Here is a 14,467-nt window from a genome sequence, read left to right as displayed (position 1 = left end):
CATGCCAGAGATAACAGAGTTAAAAATTGCCGTGAATGCGGCGGAGATCAAGGCGGGGACGCAGGCGGTGAATGACCTGGCTACCGCCAGTAAACAGACAGGCGATCAAGTTGAGGAAGCCAGTACCAAGTTTGGCAACTTCGAACCACGGGTACGCGCGCAGGCCGAAGCGGCACGCGCGGCGGCAGACGCGTCCAAAGTGCTCGGTGACGAAAGCAGCGCCGCTGCGGATGCCATGTTCAAGGGTATGGCCGCGGTCGATGGCTTTGCCAAAGCCTCGGCCAAGATTGGCGAAGGCAGCTTGAACGCCGACATCGGGCAGATCAAGGACGGCCTTGGGGAGATGGCCAACGCCACCGGCTTGACGGAATTGGCCTTGAAGCGCCTTGGTGCGGGGCCGTTGCTGGCGCTGCAGATGGCGGCCGACGTGGCTGCGTTCGTGGCCGAGGCCTTCGTGCAGGGCCAGCTGGAATCGGACAAGTTCTCCCGTGCCCTGGAGCTGACCGGGAATGCCGCCGGCATCACGGAAGGCCAGTTCAACACCATGGTGGCGTCGGTTTCTGATGCCAGCCAGGGTGGCCTGGGCGATACCCGCGTGGTCTTGCAAACTCTGGTGGAAACGGGCCAGTTCACCAGTGAAGCGCTCAATTCCGTGGGCGCTGCCGCCGTCACCATGGCGCAAATGAATGGCCAATCGGCTGGCGCTGTGGCGGCCGACTTTGCGACGATGGCCGATGGCGTCACCAATTGGGTCGATACGCACGACAAGAATTACAACATCCTCACGGGTGCCCAGTACGCGCATATCGCGGCGCTGGAAAAGGAAGGCAAGACGCAAGAGGCCATGGTCATGGCGAGTGACTTGATCAATGCAGGTCTGCAAAAACGCGCTGAAAAGCTCAGCATGATCGGTACCTTGCTGCAAGGCAGCAAGAATCTCTGGTCCAGTTTCATGGATGGCATGCGTTCTATCGGACGCGAAGAGACGCCGGAAGACGAGATCGAAAAAATCAAGAAACGCACGGCCGACGTGCGCCGCACTGGCCAGCTGGTTCCCGGCACGCACCCGGCGGCGCGATTGACCGGCGCCCAGATGGAACAGTTTGAGCAGGAGCAGGCCAAGGCGTTGGCAGTGGCGATGAACAAGCAGACGCAGCTGGAAGCAAAGGCGAAGGCCGACCAGGCGGAATCGAAACGCAATGCCGACTCCAAGCAGGCCGTCAAGGAGCTGGGCGAGCTGCAGAAGCGCTATGTCACCAAGGCGGAGCGAGAGGTCGCGGAAATCAAGCAGCTTGAGGAAACCCTGGCCAATGCCAGAGCCGCCGGTGTTCCCTTCTCTGCCGACAAGGAGAAAGAGCTGCGGCAGAATATGCGAGCCTCGTTTGCGGCACCTTCCCGGACTGCCGCACCTGCCAGGACTGCCGCACCTCCAGCGGCAGGTTCCGACCCTCGCGACGCAGTGCTGGCAGGTCAGTTGCATGCGATTCAAAGCGCATTGCGCATCAAGACTGAAGGTTATGACCAGCAGGCCAAGCTCGACGAAGCGCGCCGCAAGGGCGGCGCCTTGAGCGAGGATGAGTTTTTTGCGAGCCGCCGCGTGGCGATCCGCGCGCGCGGAGATGCAGAGGTGGCAGCCTACCAGCAACAGGCCGAGGTCTTGACAGGTTTTCAGGCGAAGACGGCGCAGGGCCAGCAGGAAAGGGACAACAAGATCGCCGAAGCAGGCGCCGCACAGCTGCGCGTGCAGCAGCAGGTCAACGCCGACCTGGCGCAACTGGAGGAAACGGCACGCCAGGAGAAGGAGGCGGCGGCGAAGAAACGCGACGAGGAGGCCAAGGCAAAGGAGACCAAGAGTCGCGCCGACGCCAAGGCGGCGGACGAAAAAACGTGGAAAGACATGATCGATGGCGCCAAGGCCATGGGCGATGCGCTGGAAAAGGCGTTCGGCAAGGCGGGAGCGGCGGTCGGCAAGCTGGGTACGGCCTTTGCCGATTACCAGAAGGCGCAGCGTGACATTCAACGCACCCTGAGCGAAGGACTCGCGGACGCCGGAGAGGACAAACCCAAAAAAGAGGCTGCGGAATCGAAGGCACGCGAGGATGGCGCGAAGGCACAGGTCAAGGGTTACCGCGACATGGCTGGCGCCGCCAAGGGCTTCTTCAAGGAAAACAGTACGGGCTACAAGTTGATGGAAGGGGCCGAAAAAGCTTTCCGCGCTGTGGAAATGGCGGGCCAATTGCAAAAACTGGCCACCAGCCTGTTTGTCTCGGGCTCGTCGGCCGCGGGCGTGGTGGTCGGGCAGGCCACAGAGACGGGGGCAGTGATGGCCGGCCAGACGGCGCAGAATGCGGCCAAGGTACCCGGCGTGTTCATGTCCTTCATGAGCTCCATGGGACCATGGGGCTATGCGGCAGCGGCAGCGGCGATTGCCGCCGTGCTGGGCGGCGCCTTCAGCGGCGGCGGTGGCGGCGTCGACACGACGGCGAAGGATCGCCAAGCCGCCAATGGCACTGGCACGGTGCTCGGCGATTCATCCGCGAAGTCGGCGTCGATCACCAAGAGCCTGGAAATCATGGAGAAAAACTCCGGCCTGGGCCTGGCGTATTCGTCGTCGATGGTGGTCTCGCTCAAGCAGATCGTCTCGGGCATCGGTGGCCTGGGCAGCTTGCTCGTGCGTTCGGACATCCTGACGTCCGCGCTGGGAACCAAAGGCAGTTCCAGCGGCGGCTTCATAGGTAATGTCGTCAGCAGCATCTTTGGCGGCAAGACCACGGTGCAGGATGTCGGGATAGTCACCAACTCGTCGCGCCTGGGCGACCTTGATACTAAGCGCTTCGACGTGAATTCCTATGTCGATATCAAGAAGTCCGGTGGCTGGTTTTCCAGCGACAAGAAGTCCACGAATCTTACGGCCATGGGACTGGAAACGAATGACCAGTTTACGAAAATCGTGCTTGGCCTGCGCACAAGCGTCGTGGCTGCAGCCGATTCCCTGGGTATGGGCGGCGATGCCTTCACGGCGCGCTTGAATTCCTTCGTCGTCAGCCTGGGCAAGATCAGCCTGAAGGACTTGAAGGGCGAGGAAATGCAAAAGGCCCTGGAAGCGGCTTTTTCCAAGTTGGGCGACGACATGGCGAAGTTCGGCGTGGGCGGTCTGGAAAAATACCAGGCAGTGGGCGAGGGCTACCTGGAAACCCTGGCGCGTGTGGCCAACAACTACATGCAGGTGTCGGACGTGCTGGCCGTGCTGGGCAAGTCCTTCAACACCTCCGGCCTTTCCGCCGTGGCGCTGAGCGAAAGCCTGATTCAAGCGGCGGGCGACCTCGATACCCTGACCAGTGGTACCAGCTTTTTCGTGCAGAATTTCCTGACCGAGGCCGAGCAGATGGATCCGGTCACCAAGTCGGTGCGTAGTGCCATGGCGGCGATGGGACAGTCCGGCGTGACGACGAGCGAGCAATTCAAGGCGCTGGTGCTGGCGCAGGACTTGAACACGGCTGCCGGCCAGAACATGTACGTGCAGCTGCTTGCCATCGCCGAACCGTTCAAGAAGGCGGCCGATTATGCGGCCGACCTCACCGCCGCCACCGGTGAACTGGCCGAAGTGAACAAGACGGCCAGCGACATCGCCAGCGAACGCAAGGATCTGCAGCAGCAGTTGAACGAACTGACGAAAACTGAAGCGCAGTTGCTGGCCGCGCAGCGAGCCAGCGTCGCTGATGCCAATCGCGGGTTGTTCGACCAGATCCAGGCCGTCAAGGCGGTGACCAGTGCAAAGGATGCGCTGGCCAAGGCTTATGAAACCGAATCTGCGGCGGCCAAGTCGGCGCTGGAGAAGTCGAAATCGTGGGTGACGACCTTGAACGGGCTCAATGCCAGCATGGCGCTGGGCGCCCAGTCGACGCTGACGCCGGAGCAGAAGTACGCTGAAGCGCGGGCGCAGTTCGAGAAAACCCTGGCGGCTGCGAATGCGGGCGACACGACGGCGCAATCGGGGCTGTCGGCCGCCGAACAGGCGTTTCTGACGGCGTCGCAAGTGGTCAACGCTTCCGACGCCCGCTATGCGGCCGATTATGCCCGCGTGGTGGAAGCGAACAAGGAAGCGTTGAAGTGGGCGGCCGCGCAGGTCGACGTGCAGCAGGCCAGCCTGGATGCGCTCAATGCCCAGGTATCGGGCTTGATCACCATTAACGACAGCGTGCTGACGGTGGCGCAGGCCATCGCCGGTCTGCGGGCGGCGATGGGCGGTGCGGCGGACCTGGGCGTGAAACTGAATCATCCTCCCGTGGTCGCCGCGCTTGCCGCGATCACTTCCCCCGTGACAGCGGCGGTCTTCGACCCCGTGCGCTACTCGTCGGCGGCGAACGTCGGCTCCGAGGTTCTGGTGGCCGAAATCCGCGGCCTGCGCGAAGACAACCAGGCCATGCGCGTGGAGTTGGAAGGCTTGCGCGCCGACCAGCGGGCGCAAACGGGCGCCACCATCCAGGCCACCTTTGAATCGAACGCCAACGCCGCCAGGACGGTGGTCGATGGCGTGGACAAATCGTCCCGGGCATCCGCCTGGGCCAATGCAGTGAAAGGAGAATACGCATGACCGATGCGCAATTTCAGGAATGGCTGCAAAGCCCGTCGGCCATCCGCATGGTGCTGATCGAGGCGCAGGTGAATGTGGCTGGCAGCGAGGTGATGCGGTATATCGCTTCGCGGCCCTACGTCACCGGGCCGGTGGAGGTGCCGGCGAATACCGCGTACCAGCCGCTGGCCAAGGGCGGCCTGGCCTTCACGGAACAGGTCAGCCTGTCCGGCGAGGCGGGGTTGTCGGGCGGCGATATCGAACTCGATAACGCCGATGGCGCGCTCGATGGCTGGCTGGACGACGTCTGGATGAACCGGCCGCTCAAGGCCTGGGCCGGCGATCCGTCCTGGCCGCGCAGCGACTTCCAGCTGGTCTTCGACGGCATCATTGCCGACGTGGCCAGTGCGGGGCGCGAGTCGGTCAACCTGGTGCTGCGCGACAAGCTGCAGCGCCTGAATACGCCGATTTCCGAAGCGAAGCTGGGTGGCACGACGCCGAACAAGGACGCCATCCTGCCGATTCCCTTCGGCGAATGCCACAACGTGGTGCCCTTGCTGACCAATCCGGCCACCCTGGAGTACGGTTTTTTGGGCGCGGTCGAATCGACGTTCGAAGTGCGCACCAACGGCAAGCCGATTGCCGTGGCCTTGAATGACCAGGCGGGCCGCTTCAACCTGACCTCCGATCCGTTTTCCACCACGATCACGGCCAGCGTGCAGGGCGACAAGGGCGGCGGCTATGCGCCGCGTATCGCGCCGCTGGTGCAGCGCATCGCGACGGCCTATGGCAAGGCAGCCGACCGTTTTACCGCGGCCGACCTGGATATGGTCAACCTGACCGCCTTCGATGCGGCCCACCCGCAGCCGGTGGGGCTGTATGTAGCGGACCGCACGAACCAGGCGCAGGCCATCCAGCAACTGGCGGCCAGCGTGGGTGCCCAAGCGATCATGTCGCGTACGGGCCAGCTGCGCCTGGTGCAGATCGCGCTGCCGGCCGCCGGCGTGCCTGTGGCGATCGGTCCGGAGCATATGCGCGAACGCTCGCTGCGTCCCGCGCAGCGTCTGCCGGTGACGGCTGCCGTGAAGATCGGTTTCGACCGGAACTACACGCTGCAGGCGGGCCTGACGACCAGCATTCCGCCCGCGCATGCGGATTTGTACGCCAGCGAATGGTTGACGGAGACGGTGGTCGACACGGCGGTGCGCGCGCGCTACCGCCTGTCTGATGATCCGGTGCAGATCGATACGTGCCTGAAGACGCGGGCCGATGCCCGCGCTGAAGCGCAGCGGCGCCTGGCCTTGAACAAGGTGCCGCGCACCATTTACGAATTTGACGGAGAACCCGAGATGATGATGCTGGAACTGGGGCAGCCCGTACAACTGCGCGCTGAACGTTTTGCCTTGCAGGACGGCGTGCCGGGCGTGGTGGTGCTGCTGTCGCGCTTCTGGCTGACTGGCAGAGTGACGGTGGGGGTGCTGGCATGAGCGCGATAGTGGGGGAACGCGACAAGCTAATCATGAATACCGTGCCGCGCTTCGCGCCGGCCAACGACCGCGTGCTGCTGCTGGCTGCCACGGCACAGGCGTTCAAGGTGGCGGCCACGACAATTGCCGCTCCTGCCAGCATCGATTTCACGGCAGGCCTGGTGAACATGCAGGGCCAGGTGACATTCACCGCCAGCAACGCCAGCGTGCTGACGCGCGTCGGCAACGTGGCCACTCTCGCATATGCTGGCATGGTGGGCGACAGCGTGACGATCACGGCCAGCATCGTGGCCGACGGCCTGACCTACACGGCCAGCCAGACGGTCAGCAAGATTTTCGACGGCCTGACGGGAAACTCGGCACGGATCTGCTATAGCAAGACCAGTTTGCTGTCACTTGCCAGCGCGCCGGCGACGCTCAGCACGCAGGGAGCAACGTCCTATCCGCCGATTGATACCTGGGGCGCCGGCACGGTGTGGGAAGGTTCGCCGCCGCTGTTTGGCGCCGGCGAATCGCTGTACCGTTCGGACGGAATTTTCAATCCGGCCAGCGGCACCACCAAGTGGTCGGCGCCGTATTTGAATGCGCTCAAGGTGGGGCAACTGAGCGCGATCAGTGCCGATCTTGGCAAGGTCACGGCGGGCGATATCTACAGCGCGACGCTGCATGGGGGCACGGGGTATCCGACCAACAACTACAGCTGGCCCAGTAATGGAGGCAGCGGCTTCCATTTGAGCGCCCAAGGGTTGCTTATTGGAAATATCAATGTGCCAGGTGGCTTTTTTCAGCTGTCGAGCACGGGCTATTTTGAGATGCCAGGACTTACTGTGACACCTGGCGTAGCGGGAGTTGCCCCGGTTGCGAGGTTTTCCGGCATTCTTTCTGGAGCGCGGGGATCTTTCGATCTGATGCAAAGCCCGAATCGGCTGGCTGGCGGTAATGAGGGATACGACCTGACCGGCGCAGGCCTGTATTTTTATAATGCCGATGGCAGCATCGCCATGGCTTGCGGGAAGTGGCCGCGATGATTGGCCTTTGGACTTTCACAACCGATGGCAGGCCGGTCATCACACCTACCGTTGCTGGCGGTGTCTTCCTGGGCATGCACCAGCAAAAGGTCGGCGATCCGCTGGTACGGACCTTCCATGGCGCTGTGGGCTTGGCGCTGCGTGTCTACCAAGTACACGGCGGCAGCTTTACCTGGGTTGTAGGACAGGACGGGGCTGGCAACCCTCAGCTTATTTTTACTGCTCAGCCCGCAACTTTTAACGGCGGCCCGATTCTTTTACTGGTATTTGCCATATGAGCCTCTTTTTCAACACGGATGCTGGGCATCGCCTGATCGACAACGTTAATCTGGTGCCCGAGTTTATCGGCAAGGTGACACTTAATCCGACGCCCATCATTTCGAATGATGGTGCCGAAAATTCGTACTTGGCGTATCGATATAGTGGCGTTCTGCCGCCCACGAATGGCCGACCGTACATGGTTTTCTGGACACTGCCGGTATCGATGGCGGATATGTGGTGGTGGCCGCAGGATCAGTTCGGATTTCCCGGATCGGGCCTGATCTACACAGGTATCGATGCATTTTTTGCGGCGTCCACGCCTGCGCCTGCGGTGTTGCCGGAAGCCTACGTGTTCTCGCTAGCGGAGATCGAAATTTCTAATGCGCCGATTGCTGTCCGCCTGTGGAATACCGCTGGCAAGCTGTTATTCGACAGCGGAAAACTCCATCTGGCGTTGCAGCAGATCGTCGCAGGAATCAACATGGGTGAAACGGCTTCAACCTTGGCGCTATCATCCCTGCCGGCCAAACCGGCATTTCTGGTCCCGTCTATCTATCGACATATGGAGAGCTACAGCCGTCTCGCTAAGCGTTCGGACTTTACGGAGTGGCTGGGTTGCTACCGCAGGACCGGTGCCGGCATTACATCGCGGATGGTTGAGGTTACCAATGACCAGCGTGTGTCGTACCAGTCGCTCTCCTATTTTGAGGATCAGACCTACGGCAACATCAGCGGCCTGGTACTGCCAGTAATTGATGCCTCACTCTACGATTAGGAGTTGTATGAACAATCTTCGCATCATCTACGACAACGCTGCCGACCGTGCAGTGCTGACCGCATCCAGCCAGGCCGGCGTGTTGGGCCCGGCCAATTTGCAGCGCGAAGGCAAGTATGACGTGCTGCGTTCGCTCGGCCTGACCCTGACCATTACGGCCACCTGGCCCACTCCCGAGATTATCGGCTGCGCGGCCCTGCCATTTTGCAACCTGACGCCGACGGCGACGATCCGCGTGCGCGGCTACGTCGAGCCTGGTGACGCCGTGTCCGATTTTGACACGGGCATTGTGCCTGCATGCGAGTACGCCAGGCTGGGCATGTGGAACTGGGGGGCGCTGCCGCTGGGCGTGAACGCTTTCAGCTATGGCGGCGGCACGTATGGCCGCAGCTGGTTCCAGATGCGCAGCGTCAAAAAACTGGTGATCGACCTGGCCGACCCGGACAACCCGGCCGGATACATCGAGGCTGCGCGCCTGGTGGCTGGCCCCTACTGGAGTCCGGAGCAGAACGCTTCGTATGGTGCTGGCGTCACTTCTGTCGACACCAGTACGCAGAACAGGGACGGTGCTGGCGGCCAGACCGTGACGCGCGGCGCGCTGTACCGCAAGCTGTCGCTTGCGCTCGACCATATGACGCCGTTGGACAGGGCCGAGGTGTGGCGCATCGTGCGTGGCAACGGCTTGTCGCGTCCGCTGCTGGTCAGCCTGTATCCAGAGAGCGAAGACGGCGAGCTGGAGCAGGCGCATCAGGTATATGGCCGTATCTCCAGCAATTCCGCCATCACCACACCGTATTACCAGGCATATGCCACCAACATCGAAATCGAGGAACTGTAATGGGCGACTTTTTTTACTATGGCCAGAAGGATACGATCCGGCGCCTGAATGAATTGGCCGGGCGCGGCGCCGTGGTGGCATCGTACGCGCCAGCCGTGGGGATGTCGCCACTTGGCGGGGCGAATGGCTACATGACGCCCGCGTGGCTGGACCCGAGTATCCCAATTACAACGACATTTCCTGTAGGGGTGGGCATAACCAATAAATCTGGCTACAGCTACATTGGCCAAAATCCTCCTACGGGCCTCTGGTATCGGATTGCCACATTTGCAGCTGACGGCGGCAGCAATGCGCAGCATCTGCGTATTGACGGGGTATTGAATGATAGCTGGGCAGCAAACGCCAGTTCCCCTTTCGTCCTCATGATGGGCGTCCGGGGCGGCTTTTACTACGATTCGACCTTTAATGGATCAGTTCCGATCAACGCTAGAATAGCGGTCTACCAACAGGTGAATGGAACGTTTGAAGTGTACCTGCACTTCCGCCCTGGCACGTATGGTTCGGCGTCATTTAACCTGCTGGGCTTTACCACGACAACATACGCACAGCCTGTATCAGTAACAGTAACTCCTGCTGGAACAATGGTTTATGACTCAGGCAATGCTGCTGTATATCCGCCACGTATGCGCGGTATATCCAATTCCGGCACGTACGCAGGCCTGCACGGTGCGGTGCAGGTCAATAATGGGTTGTTTATCGGGGATTGGACCACAGGGGGCGGATATATCCGACCAAGCGCGGTGGGAGCTGCGGTGGGCGCCGTAAATGACGTACTTTCGCTCGGCATAGGAGGGCTCGCTGGAAGCTACTCGGCCGGACAGTTTGTCTGGTATGTCTCGGGCGGTAACAACGCATTGGCTGGAAAGGAGGGGTTTCGCCTGATTCTCAGATCATACGACAAAAATTCCAACACAACTTCCGCAGATTTAATGAGGCTTGGCGGGAGTGGCTTGGTTTATATGCCGTTTCTGAAAGCAGGCAGTACGGATATCAACGCGCGACATAATATTAGCCGAGGCTCGGCCCAGGGCGATGAGATCCTGTATGTGGGTAGAGACGGTGCGACCAATCCCAGCGTTGCCATTCTCGCGGCAGACGGGCTTGGCGGGTGGAACAACGCCAATAACGTGTTGTACGTCGGCAAGCATTCTGTATCTGGACGCAGCCTTTCTGCGGCGGGCACAGTAAATACTGGCGGCAACGATTATGCAGAGTACATCCATAAATCCGCAACCTGTGCGTCTGTGCTGGCGGGACAAATTGTAGGCATCACTGCTGACAATAAGGTTACCGACCAATGGACCGACGCCGTCATATTTTCGATCAAATCGACCGCGCCGTCGTTTGTGGGTGGTGATTCCTGGGCTGACGATGTGGGGCCACGCCCATCCCCACAGGCAGGCGCGGCCCCAGTCCAGCCCGTTCGGCGCGAAGACGTAGTTGCGCAGCAGGCGATTCCCGACTCCGACCCGCCGGAATTTGAGGAGGTGGTTACCGAACCCGGCGACAGCGACGATGAGTGGACAGAAAAGCAGGTGGCCTTCGCTGCCGCGCTGGAAGCGCATGAACTTGCCGTGCAGCAGGACGCCGAGGCCATGGCCGCCTTCGACGCCGCACTGGAAGTTGCGCGCCAAAAAGTCGACCGTATCGCCATTGCCGGCCGCGTACCGGTGAACGTGCTGGGCGCCCAGCCGGGCGACTACATCGTGCCGGTGCAGGACGGCGCCCGCATCAAGGGTATTCCCGTGCACGAGGACGACCTCAGCATGAAGCAATACCTGCGCGCGGTCGGCCGCGTGATTTCGATCGAGCCGGATGGCAGGGCTTATGTGATGGTCAAGGCCGTGTAGCAAATCAGTCTTCCACTTTGAACCCGCCTCGGCGGGTTTTTTCATTTCCACCACCTGAAAGGCAACCATGGCCCTCGAAACCACCGCCGCCGGCGGCGCATTGATCAAACTGTTTGGCGTGCCCGTGCTGGCTGGCGCCGCCGCCACGTCGCTGGGCTTCATGTTCATGTGGCCCCGATCCACCAAGGAGGCATTTATTCGTTTTTGTTCCAGCATCATCATTTCCACCTTTCTCGGCCCCGTGCTGGTGGCTGCCGTGCTGTCGTGGTGGCCCAGCCTGTTCGACAGTGCGAAGACCGTGGCGGGCCTGTATGGCGGCGACCCGGCCACGGGTTTCTTGTTCATCGCCGCGCCCGTGATGGTGGCGGCCGGCTTGCCTGCCTGGTGGGTGCTGGGCGCTTGCGTGCGCTGGTTCGACAAACGGCGCGGCAAGGATATCGGCGAACTGGCGGCCGATGCGGCCGCTGCCGTCAAGGATGTGCGGGGCATGCTGTGACAGGCGCCCAATTGATGCAGATCATGCCGTTGGCCGGCCGCCGCGCTACGCTGTTCCTGGCGCCCTTGAATGCGGCGATGTCCGAGTTCGATATTGATACGCCGCTGCGCCGGGCGTCGTTCCTGGCGCAGGTGGGCCACGAATCGGGACAGTTGCGCTATGTGCGCGAATTGGCCAGCGGCGCGGCTTATGAGGGGAGGGCGGATCTGGGTAATGTGATCGCTGGCGATGGCGTGCGCTTCAAGGGACGCGGCTTGCTGCAGGTGACGGGGCGCGCCAACTATGCGGCGTGCGGTGTGGCGCTGGGCCAGGACTTGCTGGCGGCGCCGCAGTTGCTGGAGGCGACGACTTTCGCGTGCCGCTCGGCGGGCTGGTTCTGGCAAACGCGCGGCTTGAACGGTCTGGCCGACGCGGGTGATCAGGAACGGGTGACGCGCCACATCAACGGTGGCGTGAACGGCCTGGCCGAGCGCCTGGCCTTGTATGCGGCAGCGCGCAAGGTGCTGGCATGAAGCCGTCGTTGTTGGTGCTGGCCATGCTGGTGCTGCTGGGCGCAGCCGTGTTTTGCGCGCAACGCTGGGGACATGAGGCGGGCCTTGCCGCGTGCGCGGCGCAAGTACAGGAGGTGCAGGGGCTGTTGCGGCGCCAGAAGCAGGCGCTTAATGTGATGCGAGAGGAGGGCGCGCGCCGGTCGGCGCGGGTAGGGCAGGCATTGGCCAGTGCGCAGGCCGGGCAGGCAGAGGCGCAAGCGGCAGCGGCGCGCATCCTGGCGCTGCAGCCCGAAGGCGACGCCTGCCGTGCCGCCGAGGCGCTGATCGCCAGTGAAATGCCATGAGGCCGCTGAGTGAAAGTGAGAGTGAAAGTGGGAGGAGTGTGCGGTGGCGGGCAAGGAGGCGCAGTATCAAGTGTGCCGCCGAGCTATTGCTGGTGAGTTTATTGACCGGCTGTGCGGCGTGGGCGCCGGCATCACAGGTGGAAGTTTGGCCGGTGAGCGCGCCTTGCCTGGTCACGCGCCCAGTCGCGCCCGCCTTGCCGGCGGTGCCATCCCACGGCATCTTCGAGCAAGTGCAAGCCTTGCTGGCGCGCGAGCAATTGCGTGCCGCCCATGTGCGGCAACTGGAAGCGCTGATCGATGCCTGCTCCGGGGCTAATAACTACTGACAACGCTTGACTACGCCTGATAACAACGTGTCGGGTAGAGGGAGGGCACGGCCCCCGTTTGCTCAGGAAGGGCCATTGCACGAAGTATGTGGCGTTGAAGCGGTGAGCGTCGCGGGCCGCGCATGACGACGCGCGGCAGGTTTTGACAGGCGTTCCTGGATTCAATCACCAGTCACCAGTCACCAATGGCCTGTCAGCGCTGCCGCCATTTGCCGCCTTCTGGTGCAGGCGCGGGGCGGCATGCGAGAAAACGGTGCATTCACCGCCCAATTGCTTGATCTCTGGTGAATTTCGGCACAATTTCTGTATACAATCCACCTGGCACGATGCGTGCATGGCATACCTTGGTCGTCCCATCCAAGGAGCTTCGCATGCCTCATCCGCCGCCACTGTGTTCCTGTCGTCCCGTTTCTCTCTTGCTTTTCCCTTTCACCTGCGCCCATCTGGGCCGCGGCAACCCAGGAAATGGAGCGTAAATGGCCACTCCCCGATTGAAATCGATCCACCGCAGCGTGCCGGGCGCCACGCCTGCCGCGCCATCGCCTGTCGATGAAATCCTGCCTGCCGGAAAACTGTTTACCTTGGGCTTGCAGCACGTGCTCGTCATGTATGCGGGCGCCATCGCCGTGCCGCTGATCGTCGGCCGCGCCCTCAAGTTGCCGCCCGAGCAGGTGGCGGCATTGATCAGTGCCGACCTGTTCTGCTGCGGCCTCGTGACCCTGATCCAGTCCCTTGGGATAGGCAAGTACTTCGGCATCCGCCTGCCCGTCATGATGGGCGTCACCTTTGCCGCCGTCAGTCCCATGTTGGCCATGGCGAACAATCCGGCCCTGGGCATCACGGGCATCTTTGGCGCCGTGATCGGCGCCGGCGTCGTTTCCATGCTGATCGCTCCCTTCATCAGCCGCCTGCTGGCCCTGTTTCCGCCCGTGGTTACGGGCAGCATCATCGCCGTGATCGGCGTATCGCTGATGCGCGTGGGCGTGAACTGGGCCATGGGCGGGCCGCCTGCCATGGCGCAGATTGCCGATCCGGCCTTCCTCAAGATGGCCGCTGCCGCCACGGCGGCCGGCTTGCCTGGGCCGCTTGGCCCCGTGCCGCTGATTGCCAATCCCGGCTATGGCGCGCTGGACAACATGGGCATCGCCTTCTTCGTGCTGGCCGTTATCTTGCTGGTGGCGAAGTATGGCCGTGGTTTTCTGTCGAATATCGCGGTATTGATCGGCATCATCGCCGGCACGGCACTGTCGTTTGCGCTGGGCAAGGCCGATTTCGCCAAGGTGGCCAGCGCCAAGGCCTTTGCCATCGTCACGCCCTTTCAGTTCGGCATGCCGACCTTCGACATGGTTGCCATCATCACCATGAGCCTGGTGATGATCGTCGTCATGATCGAATCGCTGGGCATGTTTTTGGCGCTGGGCGAGATGACGGACAAGCGCATCACACAGGCCGACATCAGCCGCGGTCTGCGCGTCGATGGCCTGGGCACCCTGATTGGCGGCATCTTCAACACTTTTCCGTACACCTCGTTTTCGCAAAACGTGGGCCTGGTGGGCGTGACGGGCGTGCGCAGCCGCTGGGTCTGCGTGGCGGCCGGCCTTATATTGCTCGTCATGGGCGTGATCCCGAAGATCGCGCAGACGGCTGAAGCCGTGCCGGCGTTCGTGCTGGGCGGGGCAGGGCTGGTGATGTTCGGCATGGTCGCCGCCACCGGGATCCGCATCCTGGCCGGCGTCGACTACAAGAGCAACCGCAACAACCTGTTTATCGTGGCCCTGTCGATCGGCTTCGGCATGCTGCCGCTGGTGGCGGAGCAGTACGCGCAACACATGCCCAAGGCCCTGTCGCCATTGCTGCACAGCGGCATCCTGCTGGCCGCCATCGTCGCCGTGCTGCTTAACCTGTTCTTCAATGGCCTGGCGTCGCAGGAAAGGGCGCGGGAGCAGGCGCGCGAGAACAGCCATGGCAGCGAGTAAGGCGCCGCCCGTTGCCATGAAT

At 62.1% G+C, this 14,467-nt stretch carries 12 protein-coding genes; all 12 read left to right on the top strand.

Translation table 11 applies throughout. The annotated features are described in order from the left end of the window. Nucleotide 1: 1 nt before the first annotated feature. Complete coding sequence (locus tag HWE17_RS20565) at nt 2-4,594, top strand: phage tail length tape measure family protein (RefSeq protein ID WP_176390051.1); 4,593 nt, start codon at nt 2-4, stop codon at nt 4,592-4,594. After that, entirely contained in the window at nt 4,591-6,060 is a 1,470-nt protein-coding gene (locus HWE17_RS20560; RefSeq protein WP_176390050.1) for a hypothetical protein, read from the top strand. The genes HWE17_RS20565 and HWE17_RS20560 overlap by 4 nt, the downstream gene beginning before the upstream one ends. 32 nt (nt 6,061-6,092) lie before the next feature. Then, entirely contained in the window at nt 6,093-7,088 is a 996-nt protein-coding gene (locus HWE17_RS20555) for a hypothetical protein (protein ID WP_176390049.1), read from the top strand. Further along, nucleotides 7,085-7,366 carry a hypothetical protein gene (locus HWE17_RS20550; protein WP_176390048.1) on the top strand — a complete coding sequence of 94 codons (282 nt, stop codon included), beginning with the start codon at nt 7,085-7,087 and terminating at the stop codon, nt 7,364-7,366. The genes HWE17_RS20555 and HWE17_RS20550 overlap by 4 nt, the downstream gene beginning before the upstream one ends. Beyond that, nucleotides 7,363-8,124, top strand: coding sequence for a hypothetical protein (locus tag HWE17_RS20545; protein WP_176390047.1), 762 nt, complete (start codon nt 7,363-7,365; stop codon nt 8,122-8,124). The genes HWE17_RS20550 and HWE17_RS20545 overlap by 4 nt, the downstream gene beginning before the upstream one ends. A 7-nt stretch (nt 8,125-8,131) precedes the next feature. Then, complete coding sequence (locus tag HWE17_RS20540) at nt 8,132-8,962, top strand: hypothetical protein (protein ID WP_176390046.1); 831 nt, start codon at nt 8,132-8,134, stop codon at nt 8,960-8,962. Next, on the top strand, nt 8,962-10,812 hold the full coding sequence (locus HWE17_RS20535; protein ID WP_176390045.1) for a hypothetical protein: 1,851 nt from the start codon (nt 8,962-8,964) through the stop codon (nt 10,810-10,812). Before HWE17_RS20540 ends, HWE17_RS20535 begins: the two co-directional genes overlap by 1 nt. A 67-nt stretch (nt 10,813-10,879) precedes the next feature. Continuing rightward, a complete protein-coding gene (locus tag HWE17_RS20530; RefSeq protein WP_176390044.1) occupies nt 10,880-11,308 on the top strand; it encodes a hypothetical protein in 429 nt (142 codons plus the stop codon). A gap of 14 nt (nt 11,309-11,322) precedes the next feature. Beyond that, nucleotides 11,323-11,820: a glycoside hydrolase family 19 protein gene (locus tag HWE17_RS20525; protein ID WP_176390043.1), complete on the top strand. Its 498-nt coding sequence runs from the start codon at nt 11,323-11,325 to the stop codon at nt 11,818-11,820. Further along, complete coding sequence (locus tag HWE17_RS20520) at nt 11,817-12,143, top strand: hypothetical protein (RefSeq protein WP_176390042.1); 327 nt, start codon at nt 11,817-11,819, stop codon at nt 12,141-12,143. Before HWE17_RS20525 ends, HWE17_RS20520 begins: the two co-directional genes overlap by 4 nt. A 152-nt stretch (nt 12,144-12,295) precedes the next feature. Further along, a complete protein-coding gene (locus HWE17_RS20515; RefSeq protein ID WP_176390041.1) occupies nt 12,296-12,469 on the top strand; it encodes a hypothetical protein in 174 nt (57 codons plus the stop codon). A gap of 476 nt (nt 12,470-12,945) precedes the next feature. After that, nucleotides 12,946-14,445: a nucleobase:cation symporter-2 family protein gene (locus HWE17_RS20510; protein ID WP_255206333.1), complete on the top strand. Its 1,500-nt coding sequence runs from the start codon at nt 12,946-12,948 to the stop codon at nt 14,443-14,445. Nucleotides 14,446-14,467 lie beyond the last annotated feature (22 nt).

It is taken from the genome of Janthinobacterium sp. BJB401 (genome assembly GCF_013372745.1).
GTDB lineage: Bacteria > Pseudomonadota > Gammaproteobacteria > Burkholderiales > Burkholderiaceae_D > Janthinobacterium > Janthinobacterium rivuli.
The sequence above is the reverse complement of the archived record's forward strand: the minus strand, read 5'-3'. Positions and strand labels throughout refer to the sequence as shown.

Coding starts and splice junctions, on each gene's coding strand:
- HWE17_RS20565 (WP_176390051.1), top strand. CDS start 2: ATGCCAGAGATAACAGAGTTAAAAATTGCCGTGAATGCGGCGGAGATC.
- HWE17_RS20560 (WP_176390050.1), top strand. CDS start 4,591: ATGACCGATGCGCAATTTCAGGAATGGCTGCAAAGCCCGTCGGCCATC.
- HWE17_RS20555 (WP_176390049.1), top strand. CDS start 6,093: ATGAATACCGTGCCGCGCTTCGCGCCGGCCAACGACCGCGTGCTGCTG.
- HWE17_RS20550 (WP_176390048.1), top strand. CDS start 7,085: ATGATTGGCCTTTGGACTTTCACAACCGATGGCAGGCCGGTCATCACA.
- HWE17_RS20545 (WP_176390047.1), top strand. CDS start 7,363: ATGAGCCTCTTTTTCAACACGGATGCTGGGCATCGCCTGATCGACAAC.
- HWE17_RS20540 (WP_176390046.1), top strand. CDS start 8,132: ATGAACAATCTTCGCATCATCTACGACAACGCTGCCGACCGTGCAGTG.
- HWE17_RS20535 (WP_176390045.1), top strand. CDS start 8,962: ATGGGCGACTTTTTTTACTATGGCCAGAAGGATACGATCCGGCGCCTG.
- HWE17_RS20530 (WP_176390044.1), top strand. CDS start 10,880: ATGGCCCTCGAAACCACCGCCGCCGGCGGCGCATTGATCAAACTGTTT.
- HWE17_RS20525 (WP_176390043.1), top strand. CDS start 11,323: ATGCAGATCATGCCGTTGGCCGGCCGCCGCGCTACGCTGTTCCTGGCG.
- HWE17_RS20520 (WP_176390042.1), top strand. CDS start 11,817: ATGAAGCCGTCGTTGTTGGTGCTGGCCATGCTGGTGCTGCTGGGCGCA.
- HWE17_RS20510 (WP_255206333.1), top strand. CDS start 12,946: ATGGCCACTCCCCGATTGAAATCGATCCACCGCAGCGTGCCGGGCGCC.